The organism is Kutzneria viridogrisea DSM 43870 (assembly GCF_000525635.1).
GTDB classification, from domain to species: Bacteria; Actinomycetota; Actinomycetes; order Mycobacteriales; family Pseudonocardiaceae; genus Kutzneria; species Kutzneria viridogrisea.
This window is the reverse complement of the sequence record NZ_CP007155.1, coordinates 793,876-810,532: the sequence shown is the minus strand read 5'-3', so window position 1 is coordinate 810,532 and position 16,657 is coordinate 793,876. Positions and strand designations below refer to the sequence as shown.

Sequence of the window (16,657 nt, the reverse complement as noted above, 5' to 3'; positions counted from 1 at the left end):
GTCACTCAGCGGCGTCGGCGGCTTCCATCCACTGCTGCTCGACCTCGTCCTTCTCGGCGAGCACGGTCCGCAGCTCGGCGTCCAGGCTGAGCAGCCGCTCCGGCTCGGTCGCCGCCTCGGCCAGCTTGGCGTGCAGCTCGTTCTCCTTCTTGGTCAGCACGTCCAGCCTGCGCTCCAGCCTGGCCAGCTCCTTGCGGGCGGCCCGCTGCTCGGCGGCGTCGCTGGCCTTGGGCGCCGCGGCCGGTGCGACCACGGCGGCGCTCTGCTCGCGCTGCGCGTCCCGGCGCCTGAGGTACTCCTCGATGCCGCCGGTCAGGTCGGTGACCCCGCCGTCGCCGAACAGGGCGACCACCCGGTCGCAGACCCGCTCCACCAGGTACCGGTCGTGCGAGACGACGACCATGGTGCCCGGCCAGGAGTCCAGCAGGTCCTCCAGTTGCTGGAGGGTGTCGATGTCCAGGTCGTTGGTGGGCTCGTCGAGCAGCAGCACGTTCGGCTCGGCCATCAGCAACCTGGTCAGCTGCAACCGGCGCCGCTCGCCGCCGGACAGGTCGCCGACCGGGGTCCACTGCCGGGTCTTGCTGAAGCCCAGCTTCTCCGCCAGCTGCGAGGCCGACAGCTCGTGCTTGCCCAGCACGACCCGGCGCGCGACCTCCTCCACCGCCTCCAGCACGCGCATGTCGCCCGGCAGGTCGTGCAGTTCCTGGGTCAGGTGCGCCAGCCGCACGGTCTGGCCCTGGATCCGCTTGCCGCCGTCGGGTTCCCGCTCCCCGGCGAGCAGGCGCAGCAGGCTTGTCTTGCCCGAGCCGTTGACCCCGACCAGGCCGACCCGGTCCCCGGGGCCGATCCGCCAGGTCACGTCCTTGACCAGGGTGCGGTCGCCGACCACGAGCGTGGCGTCCTCGATCTCCAGCACCGTCTTGCCCAGCCTGCGCCGGGCGAAGGCCGTCAGCTCCACGGAGTCGCGCGGCGGCGGCACGTCGGAGATCAGCGCCTCGGCGGCGTCGATCCGGTAGCGGGGCTTGGAGGTGCGGGCGGGTGCGCCGCGGCGCAGCCAGGCCAGTTCCTTGCGGGCCAGGTTGCGCCGCTTCTCCTCCGCCGTGTCGGCCAGCCGGGCCCGCTCGGCGCGGGCGAAGATCCAGTCCCCGTAGCCGCCCTCGTACTGCTCCACGGCCCCGCCGACGACCTCCCAGGTCCTCGTGCACACCGTGTCCAGGAACCAGCGGTCGTGGGTCACCACCACCAGTGCGCCGCGGCGGCCCAGCAGGTGCTCGGCCAGCCAGCGCACGCCCTCCACGTCCAGGTGGTTGGTGGGCTCGTCCAGCACCAGCAGGTCCAGCTCGCGGACCAGGGCGGCGGCCAGCGCCACGCGGCGCCGCTCCCCACCGGACATGGTGGCCACCGGCGAGTCCAGGCCCAGCGCGGTGATGCCCAGCCCGTCCAGGATCGAGCGCACCCGCGCGTCGGCGGCCCACTCGTGCTCCGAGGTGTAGCCGTGCGGGTCCAGCACCGCGTTGCGCACCGTGGCGTCGGTCGGCAGCTGCGTGCGCTGCGTGACCACCGCCATGCGCAGGTCCCGGTTCTGGCTGACCCGCCCGGTGTCCGGCGGTTCGATGCCCGCGAGCACCTCCAGCAGCGTGGTCTTCCCGCCGCCGTTCAGCCCGACCACGCCGATGCGATCACCCTCGTTGACGCCCAGCGAGACGTCGTCGAGCAGGCTGCGCACGCCGTAGGACTTGCTGACCGATTCCAGGTTGACCAGGTTCGCCACGGCTTGAGCCTACGGCGGACCTCAGGCGTGCACGCCGGGTGGGATCGGGCGCGCGGAGTCGTCGGTGACCACCCGTGCCCCGGCCACCGGTCCCTGGGCCACCCGGACCGTGCGGCACACCCCGGCGCCGGACAGCTCGGCGGCCACGCGCACCGCGGAATCCGCGTCGGTGCACAGGAAGGCGCAGGTCGGCCCGGAGCCGGACACGATGCCCGCGAGGGCGCCCGCGTTGACCCCGGCGCGCAGGGTGCGGCGCAGGCCCGGTCGCAGCGAGACGGCAGCGGCCTGCAGGTCGTTGCCCAACAACAGGGCGAGCTGGCGCGGGTCCCCGGAGGCCAGCGCCTCCAGCACCGGCTCGACGGCACCGATGCGCGGCGGGTTGCCCTCGGCGCGCAGCCGGTCCAGCTCGCGGAAGACCGTCGGCGTGGACAGTCCCTCGCGGTCCAGGGCGATCACCCAATGGTAGGTGTGCCTGGCCAGTACCGGCACCAACTGCTCGCCCCGCCCGGTGCCCAGGGCCGTGCCGCCCTGCAACACGAAGGGCACGTCGCTGCCCAGCTCGGCGGCGATGGTGGACAGCTCGTCACGGCCGATCTCCAGCCGCCACAGCGCGGCGAGCCCGACCAGGGTGGCCGCCGCGTCCGCGCTGCCGCCCGCCATGCCGCCCGCGACCGGGATGCCCTTGTTGATCGTGACCCGGACCCCGGGGGCATCCGGGTCGCGGCCCACGTGCGCGGCCAGTGCCCGCACGGCCTTCCAGGCCAGGTTCTCCGGCCCGGCGGGCACCTGGGCCGCGCCCTCGCCGTGCACCTCGACCCCGGGCTCCTCGGCGACGGCCACGGTGACCTCGTCGGTCAGCGACAGCGCCTGGAACAGCGTGGTCAGGTCGTGGTAGCCGTCCTCCCGCAGGTCACCGCACGCGAGGTGCAGGTTGACCTTGGCGGGCACGCGGACGGTCACGGGTGGTGGCACGACGGCTAGCACCTGTTCAGCCTACGGGCTGAGCGCCGGTTGGCTAGAACGCCGGCAGCACGCCCCCGTGGTAGGTCTTGGTGATGTAGTCCTTGACCTGCGGGGAGTTCAGCAGCTCGGCCAGCGCCTTGATCCGCTTGTCGTTGGCCAGCTCGGGGCGGGTGACCAGGCCGTTCGCGTTCGGGTTGCCCTGGGCCTTCTCCAGCAGGATCGCGTCCTTGCCCGGGTCCAGCTGGGCGTCCAGCGCGTAGTTGCCGTTGACGATCGAGGCGTCGGTGTCCTGGAGGCTGCGCGGCAGCTGGGCCGCCTCCAGCTCCACGAACTGAAGGTGCTTGGGGTTGTCCGCGACATCGCGCGGGCTGCCCGTGCTCGCCCCGTCCTTGAGCTTGATCACGCCGTTGTCGGCGAGCAGCTTGAACGCGCGCGCCTCGTTGCTGGCGTCGCTGGGCACGCCGATCTTCGCCCCGTCGGGCAGCTCGGCCGCGCTCTTGACCTTCTTCGAGTACAGGCCGAGCGGCTCCAGGTGCACCGCGGTGATCCACTGCAGCTTGGCGCCGTTCTTCGTCTCGAAGTCGGCCAGGTAGGGCTGGTGCTGGAAGTAGTTGGCGTCCAGCGACTTGTCCACCAGCGAGGTGTTGGGCGTGACGTAGTCGGTGAACTCCTTGACGTCCAGCTTCAGCCCCTTGGCCGAGGCCAGGTTGTCGGCCACGTACTTGAGGATCTGGCCGTGCGGGGTGGGGCTGACGCCGACCACCAGCGGGGCGTTCTCGTCGGGGGCCGAGCCCGCGCCGCCGCCGCACCCGGCGAGGGTGAGCGTGACGAGGGCAGCCGGGATCAACGCGCGGAGCTTCATGGGGGTGCTTTCCTCAGTGGTTCAGGCGGTGACGTGGCGGCGTCGGTCGATGAGCCGGGCCACGCGGTCGAACAGGAACTGGAGCAGCATGGCCAGCAGGCCGATGACGATCACGGTGGTCCACATGATCCGGTCGTCGTAGCGCTGGTAGCCGTAGCGGATGGCCAGGTCGCCGAGGCCGCCCCCGCCGACGACGCCCGCGATCGCGGAGAAGCCGACGAGGGTGACCGCGGTGACGCCGACGGCGGAGACCAGTGCGGGGGCGGACTCACCGAGCAGCACGCTGCGCACGATGCGCAGCCTGCTCGCCCCGGTGGTGACGGCGGCCTCCACCACCGTCGCGTCCACCTCCCGCAGGGCCGACTGCACCAGCCTGCCCAGGAAGGGCACGGCGCCGATGGCCAGTGGCACGATCGCCGCGGTCGGCCCGATCGAGGTGCTCAGCAGTGGTCGCGTGACGATCTGTTGCAGCAACACGATGAGCACGATGAACGGCACGGACCGGCCGAAGTCCGCCACGACGCCCAGGATCCGGTGCAGCACCGGCAGGGGCCGCAGCCCGTTGGGCGCCGAGACGTGCAGCAGCACGCCGAGCGGGATTCCGAACAGCGTGGCGAACACGGTCGCCACGGAGATCATGTAGAGGGTCTGGCCGAAAGCTGGCTGAAGCAGATCAAGCACTTCTGACCACGGAGTGGTCGGTCTCACGCTGCCACCTCGCTGCCGCTCGGCGGCGGCGTTCGCCCAGTCCCTGTACCCAACGGTGAGTTCGCAAGCTCACTCACGCAGCAACTCCCTGTGGTCCCTTGGGTGTCCGCCGCACAACAGCACCGGCCTCGGAGATCCACTCCAGGGCCGAGTCGGCCCGTTCCCCGTTGATGCCAACGCGGAACCGTGCGACCGGGGTCTCCCCCAGCCGGGTCAGGCCACCGCCGAGCACGGCGAGCTCGACGCCGAAGCGGTTGGACGCCTCGGGCAGCAGCGCGCCCACGGCGGCGAAACCGACCAGCACCACGTCGGCGACGCGGTCGTGCGTGCCGATCAGTCCTTCGCCCTGGTCCAGCCCGGGCAGCAGCGTGGCGGCGGTCCTGCTGTCCGCGTCGGAGACCAGGTCGAGCACCTTGCCGTGCTCGACGACCTTGCCGTCCTCCAGCACCGCGACGTCGTCGCAGATCCGGCGCACCACAGCCATGTCGTGCGTGACGACCAGGACCGTGACGCCGAGTTCGGCGCGGGCGCGGTCCAGCACGGTCAGCACCGAGCCGGTGGTCTCCGGGTCCAGAGCCGAGGTGGGCTCATCTGCCAGCAGCACGGCGGGGTTGGCCGCCAGCGCCCTGGCCACGGCCACCCGCTGGCGCTGTCCGCCGGAGAGCTGGTCGGGGTAGGAGGCCGCCTTGTCAGTCAGGCCAACGAGATCGAGCAGCTCGCCGACGCGCTTGCGCCGGACCGGGCCGTCCACACCGGCGCTTTCCAGTGGCAGCGCGATGTTCCCAGCAGCGGTGCGCTGACGCAGCAGCGAATCCCCTTGCGGGACAACGCCGATCTGCCTGCGCGCGGCACGCAGCCTGCTGCCGTCCAGCGAGACGAGGTCCGTGCCGTCGACTCGGATGGCCCCGCTGTCGGGGCGCTCCAGCAGTGCGATGCAGCGGGCGAGGGTCGACTTGCCTGCCCCGCTGGGGCCGACGACGCCGCACACAGAACCGGCCTGGACTTCCAGGCTGACCCCGTTGAGGGCGCGGACCGAACCCGCACGGGAGGAGAAGGACTTGACCAGGTTGTCGACTGTAATCACGATTGCTCCACAGCACGCGTGGCAGCGCACACCGACTAGCGGCGCCACTGTCCGAAGAGGACCGTCCTAACGGGACGAAGAAGACGTTCGAGTGAACTGACCGGGAAACGAGAGTTCGTCAGCCGTCGAGTCGACAGGCACTGACCGTACGACGGCACTGGTCGACTACTCGGCGGCGGGTCAGCGTGCGTGCCGCACACAGTCGCGTGAGGTCCATAGAAATCCTCCATCGGTCCTGGCGGTAGCACCTGCCCGCGAACGGGTGGTTGCTGCGGCGTCGTCGATCCAGGTCTCTCGGCCGCTCGGGATGGATGCACCAAGAGTAGACCCGACGCAACTGGAAGAAATCAAGCTACCGACACGAAGTTCCCCGGATCGTTCGGCAAATCACACTGCCGCCCGTGGATTGATCGCTACTTTGCGTACACAACAAACGGTTCCACGGCGTCGGGAGTTGTCCACAGGTACCCGAGTTGTCCACAGGCGGGTCCAGTTCAAGATCAACTAGGGGGTGCGGGCGGTAGACTGGAGCTGGGCACGCCCCCCAGGGAGTGGCGGGGGATGGACTAGTCCCCAGCAACGAGGGAACAGACCGGCCAGGTCCCGTGTTGCACGGGGTGTGGACGAGGTCAGGGGCTCAGCGGTCGGCGAGTTCGGCGATGCGCGCGAACTCGGTGATGCCGAGCTGCTCACCCCGGGTGGACGGGTCCACCCCGGCGGCGACCAGCAGTTCGGCGGCACGGTCGGCGGATCCGGCCCAGGTGGCCAGGGCGGCGCGCAGGGTCTTGCGGCGCTGTGCGAAAGCGGCGTCGACCAGCGCGAACAGCGATTCGCGGCGGACACCGGCCGGGGGTTCGCGGCGGGTGAAGGCCACCAGCGCGGAGTCCACGTTGGGCACCGGCCAGAACACCGAGCGCGGCACCGGACCGGCCCGGCGGGCATCGGCGTACCAGGCGATCTTCACACTCGGCACGCCGTACACCCGGCTACCAGGACCGGCGGCCATCCGGTCGGCGACCTCGGACTGCACCATCACCAGGCCGGTCCGCAGCGAGGGCAGCTCGGCGAGCAGGTGCAGCACGATCGGCACGGACACGTTGTACGGCAGGTTGGCCACCAGCGCGGTCGGCGCGGACCCGCCCTCGAGGATCTCCTGGGCGCCCACGCGCATCGCGTCGGCCCCGACCACGCGCAGCCGGTCGGCGAACTCGGGGGCCCGCTCGGCGGCGGTGCGGGGCAGCCGTGAGGCGAGCACCGGGTCGATCTCCACGGCGACCACCGAACGGCAGGCCGGCAACAGCCCCAGGGTCAGCGACCCGAGGCCGGGCCCGACCTCCAGTACGACGTCGTCCGCACGGAGACTGGCGGAGCTGACGATGCGGCGCACCGTGTTGGTGTCGTGCACGAAGTTCTGGCCCAGCTTCTTGGTCGGCCGGATGTCCAGTTCCTCGGCCAACGCACGGACCTCAGCGGGCCCCAGCAACTCGTACACGCAGGCGATCTTAGGTTCAGCTGATGCCGAGCTTGCCGGCGCACTCCCACGGCTGGTAGCCGCGAGCCGCACGGACCTTGTTGGCGATCGCGATCTGCTCCTCGCGGCTGGCCAGGTCGGCGCGCGGGGCGTACTGCCCACCACCGTTGGAGGTCCAGGTCCCCATGTCGAACTGGAGGCCGCCGTAGTAGCCGTTGCCGGTGTTGATGTGCCAGTTGCCGGTGGACTCGCACTGGGCGATGCGGTCCCAGACCGCGTCCCCGGCCATCGGCTTGGTGCCGACCTTGATGACCTTCGGCTTCATCGGCGTCAGCACGGTGACGGCGATCTGCTGCTTGTCGGTCTGCTTGCCGTTGTGCATCGTGACCCGGTAGGTCACGTTCTGCTTGCCCGCGGCACCGGGGTCGACGACGGTCTGCTCACCGCGTTCCATCGTCGGGTCGTTGATCTTCTGGACTTCCGGCTGGATGTCCTGCTGCTCCTGCACCACGGTGACGCCGTTGCGGCTGACCGAGACCTCGGCGCCGGTGGCGAGCTTGGTGCTGACGGCGGGGCTGACGTTGTCCTCGCCGCCGAGCGAGACGTTCAGCTCCTTGAGCAGCTCCTGGATGCTGACCGCGTAGGTCTTGAGCTGCTTGGGGGCGTTGCCGCCGTCGCTGAAGGTGATGGTCTTCGCGGTGCGGATGTCCACCGACATGCCGTTCAGCGGGATCTGCGCGCTGGGGTCGGCGGACATCTTGGTGTCGTCGGTCTTGACGCCCAGTTCCTGCAGGGCGGCGCCGACGGTGAGCGCCTTGACCCACTGGCTCTGCTGGACCCCGTCGACGGACAGGTTCATCATCCGGCCGCGCTGCAGCACGATCTTGCCGCCGTCGGCGATCTGCGTGCCCGCCGAGGGCATCAGGGCGTCGTGCGAGCCGGCGGCCAGGCCCTGCTTCTCCAGCACCTCGCCGACGGTCCCGGCGAAGGTGTGCACGGTGACCGGCTGGCCGTCCACGTCCACCGTGACGGCCTTGTCCATGGCCAGCGCGGTGGCGCCGCCACCGGTCAGGCTCACCAGGGTGGCCATGACGGCCGCCTTGATGAACCGGCGCTTCCAGACGGACTGGGTCTTCTCCTCGGTCTTGACCTTGACCTTGCGCTGGGGCTCGGGCACCAGGTTGGTGTCCTCGAGGCCGCGCTCGAGCTCTTCCCAGGTCTGCGACAGGCCCTCGGTGAGGGGCTCGTCGACGATCCGCGGGATGACCGTGGTCTTGGCGTTCATCAGGTCGAGGAGCTGGTCCAGCTCCATGTCGACCGAGGACAGCAGGTCCTGCGCGTCGGGGCCGAGGACGTCGAGCACGTCCTGGGTGGAGACGTAGGCGCCACCGGGCACGAACTGGCGGGTGGCCTCGAGCTCGGCCTCCCAGTCCCAGTCCCAGTCCAGGTCGGGCCGGACGGTCGACCAGTCGGTGCGCTCCGCGACGGCGACGCCGCCCGCGGGGGCCCAGAAGCCAGAGGTGGTGCTGCTCTGCGTGGCGGGGGAATCCACGCGTGGTCTGCGGTGCCTACCAGTCCCGGTCACGGGGTCGTTACCTCCGAAAAGCCAAGGTTTCCGCGAGTGCTCGCGGCTGACTGCCACTGCTGACTCTCAGCCGCTGGTGCTTCTCCTCGCGTCACATCGGTCTCGTGCTCCGACTCCCGCAACCAGGTTCACACGGCGTGTCCCCGAACAACACCGGCCTGATCGCGGGTTGATGCCGGACTGCGACGTCCACTGGCATCGATCACGAGACCGTAACGGAGGTTGGGCGTGGCCGCAAACATCGTCCAGGTTGATGTGTCACCAGTCACACCACGGAGTGATGTTTTTGTGAGCACGGACCGTCATCGTCCCAGCGGAACGGTCATGCCGAACACACGTTTCGCAGTGGCGGCCAGAGTTGTTGCCAAATCACCGACATCAACTCCGCGTAGCTCGGCCAGTGCACGCAGTGTGTACGCCACGCAGTAGGGCTCGTTCGGACGGCCGCGGAACGGGTGCGGCGTCAGGAAGGGCGCATCGGTCTCCACCAGGAGTTGTTCCGCGGGAACACTCCTCGCGGCTTCCCGCAGGGCCGTGGCGTTGCGGAAGGTGACCGTCCCGGACAGGGACAGCACGAACCCGCGCTCCACGCAGCGCCGCGCGAAATCCACATCCCCGGAAAAACTGTGGAAAACCACCGTGGGCGGCGCACCCTGTTCGTCCAGGATGCGCAGCACGTCCTCGTGCGCCTCCCGGTCGTGGATCATCAGCGCCTTGCCGGTCCGCTTGGACAGCTCGATGTGCCAGCGGAAGGCCTCCTGCTGGGCCTCGTGCGGGGAGTAGTCCCAGTAGTAGTCCAGGCCGGTCTCGCCGATGGCCACCACCCTCGGGTGTGCCGCCAGTTCGGTCAGCTCGGCCCGGTCGGCCTCGCTGAAGTCCTTGGTGCGCGTGGGATGCAGCGCGACAGCGGCGTACACCCGGTCGTCCCAGGTGGACGCCCGCACGGCCCAGCGCGCCTCCGGCATGGCATCGGCGACCGTCACTACGCACGCGACGCCCGCTTGGTTCGCCCGATCCAGCATGGACCTCACGTCGGCGGCATTCTCCGCGCCGCAGGCTTCGAGGTGGGTGTGGGCGTCGAACGCCGGTACCGGAAGGGGTTCCGGTACCGGCGGTCGCTCACCCTTGCGGGGTGTCATTTCTGGATCGGCGCCCACTCCGGACCGGTCTCGCCCAGTTCCGGGTCCAGCTTGGCGAACAGCGGCGCGGGCTTGTCCAGCGGCAGGCCCACCTCGATCGGCGTGGACTCCCAGCGGGCCTGCTCGGCCTTGTAGTCACCGGTGAGGATCGGGTACTCCCGCGTCGGGTCGTCCAGGTCCTTCACCTCGTGCATCTCCGGCTGAGCGGCCCACAGCCCGGTGCCGCCCAGCAGCTCGTGCACCTTCTGCGCGGAGTGCGGCAGGAACGGCGTGAGCAGGGTGTTCGCGTCCTTCACCACCTGCAACGTGGTGTGCAGGATGGTGTCGCGGCGCTCGGGGTCGTCCTTGCGCTTCCACGGTTCCTGTTCGGACAGGTACTTGTTCGCCGCGGACACCACGCGCATGGCCTCACCGACACCGGCACGGAACCGGGAGTTGCGCAGGTGCTCGCCCACGGTGTCGAAAGCCTTGCGGGACAACGCCTTCAGGTCCTCGTCGGCCTGCTCGACCCTGGTCGGCCTTGGCACGGCGCCCACGTTCTTGTTGGCCATGGACACCGAGCGGTTGACCAGGTTGCCCCACTCGTTGGCCAGCTCGAAGTTGATGCGCCGGACGAACTCGTCCCAGGTGAAGTCCACGTCCTGGGTCTCCGGGCCCGCCGCGGAGATGAAGTAGCGCAGGCTGTCCGGCCCGAACTCGTTGAGGAAGTCGCCCACGTAGATCACGGTGCCCCGCGAGGTGGAGAACTTCGAGCCGCTCATGGTGAGGAACTCGCTGGAGGCGATCTCGGTGGGCAGGTTCAGCGTGCCGTACGGGCCGGGCTCGCCGCCCTTGTCACCGGTGCCGTTGTGCCCCATCAGCAGCGCGGGCCAGATCTGGGCGTGGAAGGTGATGTTGTCCTTGCCCATGAAGTGCACGATCCGCGCGGCCGGGTCGTTCCAGTAGCGCTTCCACGCGTCCGGGTCCCCGCTGCGCCGCGCCCACTCCACGCTGGCCGAGAAGTAGCCGATGACCGCGTCGAACCAGACGTACAGCCGCTTGAGGGCCTGGTCGCGCCAGCCGTCCAGCGGGATCGGCACACCCCAGTCCAGGTCGCGGCTGATCGCCCTGGGCCGCATGTCCTTGACCAGGTTCTTGGTGAAGTTGACGACGTTGGGCCGCCAGTCGGTCTTCGAGGCCAGCCACTCGCCGAGGGTGTCGGTGAACGCGGGCAGGTCCAGGAACAGGTGTTCGGTCTCGACGAACTTCGGCGTCTCGCCGTTGATCCGGGACTTGGGGTTGACCAGGTCGGCGGCGTCGAGCTGGTTGCCGCAGTTGTCGCACTGGTCCCCGCGCGCCCCGTCGTAGCCGCAGATCGGGCAGGTGCCCTCGATGTAGCGGTCGGGCAGGGTGCGGCCGGTGGACGGGCTGACCGCGCCGGTGGTCGTCTTCGGCACGATGTAGCCGTTGCGGTACATCGCCAGGAACAGCTCCTGCACCACGGCGTAGTGGTTGCGGGTGGTGGTGCGGGTGTACAGGTCGTAGGTGACGCCCAGCCGCCGCATGTCCTCGGCGACCACGCGGTGGTACTTGTCGGCGGTCTGCTGCGGGGTGAGCCCCTCCTTGTCCGCCTGCACCAGGATCGGCGTGCCGTGCTCGTCGCTGCCGGAGACCATCAGCACGTCGTGCCCCGACATTCGCATGTAGCGGGCGAACAGGTCGGAGGGGACACCGATACCGGAGACATGGCCGATGTGACGGGGGCCGTTGGCGTAAGGCCAGGCCACCGCCGTCAGCACGGAGGCACTCATGGACGTAAAGACTACGGAGGGGCCAGCCGATCCCACGAACCGGTTACCCGGTGAGCGACACCCGACAGCGCGTGTCGGACGTTCGCGTACGGTGTGTCGGCGCTTCCCGTGCGGATTCCCAGCTCGTGGGAGTTCGTACCGGAACGTCCGACACGCGGTACCGGAACGTCCGACACGCGGTGGACCGGGCGCTCAGGGAGTCGAGTCCCGGGCCGCGAGCACGGCGTCGTACAGCGCCTTCTTGCTGACCGCGGCGGCCTCGGCCACCTCGGCCACGGCCTCCTTGAGCCGCTGGCCGCCCGCGACGCGCTGGCGCACGGCGGGCACCAGCTCACCCAGGTCGGTGACCTCGGCGGCCACCGGCTCGGCCCCGGCGAGCACCACGGTGACCTCCCCGCCCACCCCCTCGGCGGCCCAGGCCGCGAGCTCGGCGAGGGTGCCGCGGCGGACCTGCTCGTCGGACTTGGTCAGCTGGCGGCACACCGCGCCACGCCGGTCGGGGCCGAGGACCTGCACCGCGTCGGCGAGGGTGGCGGCGACCCGGTGCGGGGACTCGAAGAACACGCAGGCGCGGGTCTCGCTGGCCAGCCCGGCGAGCCACCTGCGGCGTTCACCCGGTTTGCGGGGCGGGAAGCCGTCGAAGCAGAACCGGTCGCAGGGCACCCCGGACAGGGCCAGGGCCGTGGTCACCGCGGAGGGGCCGGGCAGGCAGCTCACCGGCAGGTCCTCGGCCACGCAGGCGGCCACCAGGCGGTAGCCGGGATCGGACACGCTGGGCATGCCCGCGTCGGTGACCAGCAACACCGTGGCGCCGCCGCGGACGGCCTTCACCAGGCCGGGCAGCCTGGCCTGCTCCACGGCGTCGTAGAAGCTGACGATCCGGCCCGAGGGCGCCACGCCCAGCCCCGCGGCCAGCGAGCGCAGCCGCCGGGTGTCCTCGGCGGCGATCATGTCCGCGGTGGCCAGCGCGTCCAGCAGCCGCGCGGAGGCGTCGCCGGTGTTGCCGAGCGGGGTGGCCGCGAGCAGGAGCCGCCCAGATCCGGATACGGGATTCACGTCCCTCACCCTACGATCGGCCGGGTGACCACGATCGCGCAGCGGACGGACGGCGAACCCGAGGGCGTGGTGGACGTGGGCGAGGTGCCCCCGGCCGACCCGCCGCCGGCTGCCGACCCGGTGGAACGCCTGGGGCCGCCCGCACCGGCCGACCGGCTGCGCGGCTGGCTGGTGACCCTCGCGGTGACCCTGGTCGGCGGTCTGGTCCGGTTCTGGGACCTGGGCTGGCCCACGGACAAGGGCACCCCGGTCTTCGACGAGAAGCACTACGTGCCGCAGGCCTGGCAGATGCTGCGCAACGGCGGCTACGAGGACAACCCCGGCTACGAACTGGTCGTGCACCCGCCGCTGGGCAAGTACCTGCTCGCGATCGGCGAGTGGCTGTTCGGCTACGACGGCTGGGGCTGGCGGTTCGCCCCCGCGGTCGCGGGCACCCTGTGCGTGTTCCTGATCGTGCGGATCGGGCGGCGGCTGACCCGCTCCACCATGCTCGGCGCGCTGGCCGGGGTGCTGCTGATCTGCGACGGGGTCAGCCACGTGCAGGCCCGCATGGGCATGCTCGACATCTTCGGCGAGCTGTTCGTCATCGCGGCCTTCGGCTGCCTGCTGGTCGACCGGGACGTGATCCGCGCCCGGCTGGCCACCGCCGTCCGCGAGGGCTGGGCCACCGAGTCCGTGTGGGGCCCCCGCCTCGGGTTGCGCTGGTGGCGACTGGCCGCGGGCGTCTCACTCGGCCTGATGTGCGCGGTCAAGTGGAACGGCCTGTACTTCATCGCCGCCTTCGGCCTGCTCACCGTGTTCTGGGACGCCACCTCGCGCCGGGCGGCGGGGGTCGAGCGGCCCTGGATGGGCACGTTCGTGCGGGACGTGCTGCCCGCGCTGTGGGCGATCGTCGCGGTCTCCGTGCTGGTGTACCTGGGCTCGTGGTGGGCCTGGTTCGGCAGCGAGACCGGGGTGGACCGGCACGCGGTGGGCAACCAGCTCCAGGGCGCGAGCTGGCTGCCCGACGCGCTGCGCTCGTTCCTGTTCTACGAGGGCAACGTCTACCACTTCCACTCCACGCTGATCACCGGTGCGCCGAACGTGGGCACCCACCCGTGGGAGTCCAAGCCCTGGACCTGGCCGATGGGCCTGCGCCCGATGCTCTACTACATCGAGCAGACCCCCAGCCCGCTCGCCGCGGGCTGTGGCGCCAGCCAGTGCGTCAGCGCGCAGATGCTGATCGGCACGCCCGCACTGTGGTGGCTGGCCTTCCCGATGATCGGCTGGTCGCTGTGGCGTGCCTTCGCCCGCCTGGACTGGCGGCACGCCGCCGTCATGGTCGGCTACATGGCCGGGCTGCTGCCCTGGTTCGCCATGTTCGACCGGCAGATGTTCTTCTTCTACACCACGCCGATGGCGCCCTTCCTGGTGCTCGGCCTCACCCTGGCCTGCGGGGACATCATCGGCAGGGCCAGGGCGGGCAGCGAGCGGCGCAACACCGGCCTGCTCGTGGTCGCCATCTACGTGGGACTGGTGGTGGCCAACTTCGTCTGGCTGTGGCCGGTGCTCAACGGGGTGCCGATCAGTGCGGCCCAGTGGCAGGCCGAACTCTGGCTGCCCAGCTGGAAGTGAGCTGGTCGGGGATGTCCCTGGCGCGCTGCGGCGGGGCGGTACCGGCGCGCAGGTGCCGGGTCACGTCCCGGTGGAAGCCCGGCACGGCGTCCAGCAGCGCGGCGGCGAAGGAGCCCTCGCCCACCGGGTAGTCGGCCTCGACGCGGAACGAGCGGGGTTCGCGGCGCGGGTCGGCGATCAGCGCCGAGGGGTTCGCGCGGACCTCGCGCAGCAGGGCGCACCGGCCCGTGGTGGCGTCCTGCGGGCAGAAGCACTCCAGGTGCAGCGTGTCCGGGGCCTGTGCGAGCTGGCGGACCAACCAGCTCACCCGGGTCGAGGGCCTGCCCTCGCGCGGGGCCTCCACGTCCACGTGGCAGCGCACCTGGCCGGCGCGCAGGTCGGCGACCACCTCCACGACCCCGGACCGGCCCGGCTGGCGGATGCGCCCGGTGAGCAGGCCGCGCCCCGCCAGCCGCACGGCCTGTGCCCGCAGGTGCGCGGCGCGGTCGGCGAGCTGCCTGCGGGACAGCGCGGGCACGGCGTCCGCGGTCAGTGCGGCGAAGCGGAGCAGTTCCTCGAAGTGCAGCGCCACCTGGTGGGCCACCGGGTCGGTGCCGCGCAGGGTGCCCGCGGCCAGCGCCTCGCGTGCCGCCTGCCAGCTGGGGCTCACCTCGACCGGGACCAGTGCTCCGGAGTCCGGGTGCCGCAGGTAGTGGATCAGTTCGCCGAGCAGCCACGCCTGGCCCGGTTCGGGCACCGCCAGGTGCTCGTGCTGCGCCAGCGCCTCGCACAGCACCTCGGTCCAGGTCAGGTGGTGTCCTCCCGGCTCGGCTAACCCGGGGCCGGTGGCGGAGATCGTGACCAGTGCGTCGTGCCCGCGCCGGGCGACCGGCTCGGGCCGTTCGGCGTCGGTGTACACCTCGACCAGCGCGGTCCAGGTGCGGTGTCCCCTGGTCACCCGCAGCAGCCCACCGGGTTGCTCCGCGCGGGTGAAGGTCCGTACCGGTCCGGCCGGGGCGCCCAGCCGCTGGGTCAGCGCGCGGGCGAAGTCGGGTACCGCGCCGAGCACCGCCATCAGCGCGGATCCCGCCCTGCGCCTTCGTTCGCGGGTGTCGTGCAGGCCTGAGGTGGGGAGCAGTTTCGCTGCTTGCCAGCTGTCCTCTGACATGCCTGCATCCTCTCGCCCGAGCGGGGTGCACCGTCAATGCGGTCTCTCACCCTGTCGGCGACCACCGGCCCGGTGTTAACCCGGGCCGGTGATCGGGAGTGGGTGCTCGGTCAGTCCTCGGTCAGCGTGGACTCGATGGTGGCCCGCCACGGGTTGTCGCAGCAGGGCCGTTCGATGCGCTGGCCCGCCTCGACCTCGGTGACCACGGCGCGGATGCGCGCCGCCACCTCCTTGTCCCGCTTGCCCACCAGCACGGCGAGGGCGTCCAGCACGAGCGCGGCCTCCCTCAGTGCGGGTGCGGCCACCACCCGGGCATCGGCCAGTGAGGGGATCGGTGCGGTCACCGGATCGATCGTGGAAACCTGCGAAGTCGACACGGAAGATCAGACTAGGCAGCGCGACCTCGGTCCACACTGGACCACTCGGCGATATCACCCGATCGAGGAACACCGTGCGGAGCTACCTTGTCGCCATGCGGCCGAGAACCCGACTGGCACTGGTGATGAGCGCTCTGCTCGTGTTGGGGCTCGCGCCCTCGGCGCAGGCGACGGAACCCTTCCTGCTGCCCGATCTGCGCCAGGCGCCGGTGGGCTGCCCCGGCGGGTACCGCGGGGATCCGGTCCAGTGCAAGGACTGGGACGTGTGCATGGTGGCTGACGTGTCCAACCCGAACGCCCCGTGCGTGCGGGACGGGGAGGTGCGGGCCGTCCGGCTGCGCTTCACCTCCGCCGAGGAGAACATCGGCGACGGTCCGCTGCTGTTCTACGGGCACCGGGACAGCACCGCGCAGCCGGAGATGACTGTGCGCCAAGCATTCCAGGTCGGGTACCACGGGAACATCCCGAGGTCCTACGACCAGGCGCAGCGCTCCTCGCGGACCTCGGCGTACTACGAACCCGCGCCCGCGCACGTGCACTGGCACCTGTTGCACTTCGAGCGCTTCCAGCTGCGCACCCTGAGCGGCAACACCCTGGTCACCGACCGGAAGAACGGGTTCTGCCTCGGTGACCGCTACTCCCCCGCCGACGCGGACACCATGCCGCACCGCGTGCACGAGGGCGACACCCCCGAGGCCCAGCTGCACGAGTTCCTGGGGCCCAACATGTGCGGGCACCACAACCCGCAGGCCCTCGACGTCACCGAGGGCATCTCGGTGGGCAGCGGGGACGACTACACCTACAAGGTGGACTTCCAGTGGCTGGACATCACCACCGTGCCCTCGGGGATCTACACGCTGGTGAACACGGTCAACCCGGAGCGCACGCTGATCGAGAAGGACTACGGCAACGACTCCTCCTCCGTCGCGCTGTCCATCCAGTGGCCCGGCGCGGCGAAGGCGGCGCCCGCCAGGATCACGGCGCCCCCGGTGGTGCAGCTGCTGCGCAGTTGCCCCGGCGAGGAGTTCTGCGCCGCCTGACCACGCCGGACGGGGTCGCGCGCTCCCCTCTGCCACGCGACCCCGCCCTG

At 70.8% G+C, this 16,657-nt stretch carries 14 protein-coding genes and 1 riboswitch; of the genes, 2 read left to right on the top strand and 12 right to left on the bottom strand.

Features of this window, described 5'->3' with window-relative positions; all coding sequences use genetic code 11:
• Window position 1 precedes the first annotated feature (1 nt).
• From KALB_RS03900 to rsmI, 10 genes are all read right to left on the bottom strand, one after another.
• Window positions 2-1,771, bottom strand: coding sequence for an ABC-F family ATP-binding cassette domain-containing protein (locus KALB_RS03900; RefSeq protein ID WP_025354417.1), 1,770 nt, complete (start codon window positions 1,769-1,771; stop codon window positions 2-4).
• 21 nt (window positions 1,772-1,792) lie between these two features.
• Window positions 1,793-2,755 carry a 4-(cytidine 5'-diphospho)-2-C-methyl-D-erythritol kinase gene (locus KALB_RS03895; RefSeq protein WP_025354416.1) on the bottom strand — a complete coding sequence of 321 codons (963 nt, stop codon included), beginning with the start codon at window positions 2,753-2,755 and terminating at the stop codon, window positions 1,793-1,795.
• Between the two features lie 31 nt (window positions 2,756-2,786).
• Entirely contained in the window at window positions 2,787-3,596 is an 810-nt protein-coding gene (locus tag KALB_RS03890) for a MetQ/NlpA family ABC transporter substrate-binding protein (RefSeq protein WP_025354415.1), read from the bottom strand.
• Window positions 3,597-3,617: 21 nt separating this feature from the next.
• Window positions 3,618-4,304: a methionine ABC transporter permease gene (locus KALB_RS03885; RefSeq protein WP_025354414.1), complete on the bottom strand. Its 687-nt coding sequence runs from the start codon at window positions 4,302-4,304 to the stop codon at window positions 3,618-3,620.
• Between the two features lie 73 nt (window positions 4,305-4,377).
• Complete coding sequence (locus tag KALB_RS03880) at window positions 4,378-5,388, bottom strand: methionine ABC transporter ATP-binding protein (protein WP_025354413.1); 1,011 nt, start codon at window positions 5,386-5,388, stop codon at window positions 4,378-4,380.
• Window positions 5,389-5,611: 223 nt separating this feature from the next.
• A riboswitch (SAM riboswitch) is annotated at window positions 5,612-5,702 on the bottom strand.
• Between the two features lie 323 nt (window positions 5,703-6,025).
• Window positions 6,026-6,880 carry a 16S rRNA (adenine(1518)-N(6)/adenine(1519)-N(6))-dimethyltransferase RsmA gene (gene rsmA, locus KALB_RS03875; RefSeq protein ID WP_025354412.1) on the bottom strand — a complete coding sequence of 285 codons (855 nt, stop codon included), beginning with the start codon at window positions 6,878-6,880 and terminating at the stop codon, window positions 6,026-6,028.
• A 16-nt stretch (window positions 6,881-6,896) separates the two neighbouring features.
• Window positions 6,897-8,411: a resuscitation-promoting factor gene (locus tag KALB_RS50030; protein WP_025354411.1), complete on the bottom strand. Its 1,515-nt coding sequence runs from the start codon at window positions 8,409-8,411 to the stop codon at window positions 6,897-6,899.
• A 335-nt stretch (window positions 8,412-8,746) separates the two neighbouring features.
• Window positions 8,747-9,583 (bottom strand): TatD family hydrolase, encoded by an 837-nt coding sequence (locus KALB_RS03865; RefSeq protein ID WP_025354410.1) that lies wholly within the window; start codon window positions 9,581-9,583, stop codon window positions 8,747-8,749.
• Window positions 9,580-11,373, bottom strand: coding sequence for a methionine--tRNA ligase (gene metG, locus KALB_RS03860; RefSeq protein WP_025354409.1), 1,794 nt, complete (start codon window positions 11,371-11,373; stop codon window positions 9,580-9,582). The genes KALB_RS03865 and metG overlap by 4 nt, the downstream gene beginning before the upstream one ends.
• Before the next feature lie 192 nt (window positions 11,374-11,565).
• Window positions 11,566-12,429 carry a 16S rRNA (cytidine(1402)-2'-O)-methyltransferase gene (rsmI, locus tag KALB_RS03855; protein WP_025354408.1) on the bottom strand — a complete coding sequence of 288 codons (864 nt, stop codon included), beginning with the start codon at window positions 12,427-12,429 and terminating at the stop codon, window positions 11,566-11,568.
• 69 nt (window positions 12,430-12,498) lie between these two features.
• Between rsmI and KALB_RS03850 the strand changes: the two genes are divergently transcribed.
• Window positions 12,499-14,043, top strand: a complete 1,545-nt coding sequence (locus KALB_RS03850; protein ID WP_042221619.1) for a dolichyl-phosphate-mannose--protein mannosyltransferase — start codon at window positions 12,499-12,501, stop codon at window positions 14,041-14,043.
• On the opposite strand, the gene KALB_RS03845 is transcribed toward KALB_RS03850, so the two are convergent.
• Window positions 13,994-15,190, bottom strand: coding sequence for a hypothetical protein (locus KALB_RS03845; protein ID WP_025354406.1), 1,197 nt, complete (start codon window positions 15,188-15,190; stop codon window positions 13,994-13,996). The genes KALB_RS03850 and KALB_RS03845 overlap by 50 nt on opposite strands.
• A 110-nt stretch (window positions 15,191-15,300) precedes the next feature.
• Window positions 15,301-15,534: a hypothetical protein gene (locus KALB_RS03840; RefSeq protein ID WP_148309340.1), complete on the bottom strand. Its 234-nt coding sequence runs from the start codon at window positions 15,532-15,534 to the stop codon at window positions 15,301-15,303.
• A gap of 128 nt (window positions 15,535-15,662) precedes the next feature.
• On the opposite strand from KALB_RS03840, the gene KALB_RS03835 reads away from it, so the two are divergent.
• Window positions 15,663-16,607 carry a lysyl oxidase family protein gene (locus KALB_RS03835; RefSeq protein WP_025354404.1) on the top strand — a complete coding sequence of 315 codons (945 nt, stop codon included), beginning with the start codon at window positions 15,663-15,665 and terminating at the stop codon, window positions 16,605-16,607.
• Window positions 16,608-16,657: the final 50 nt, after the last annotated feature.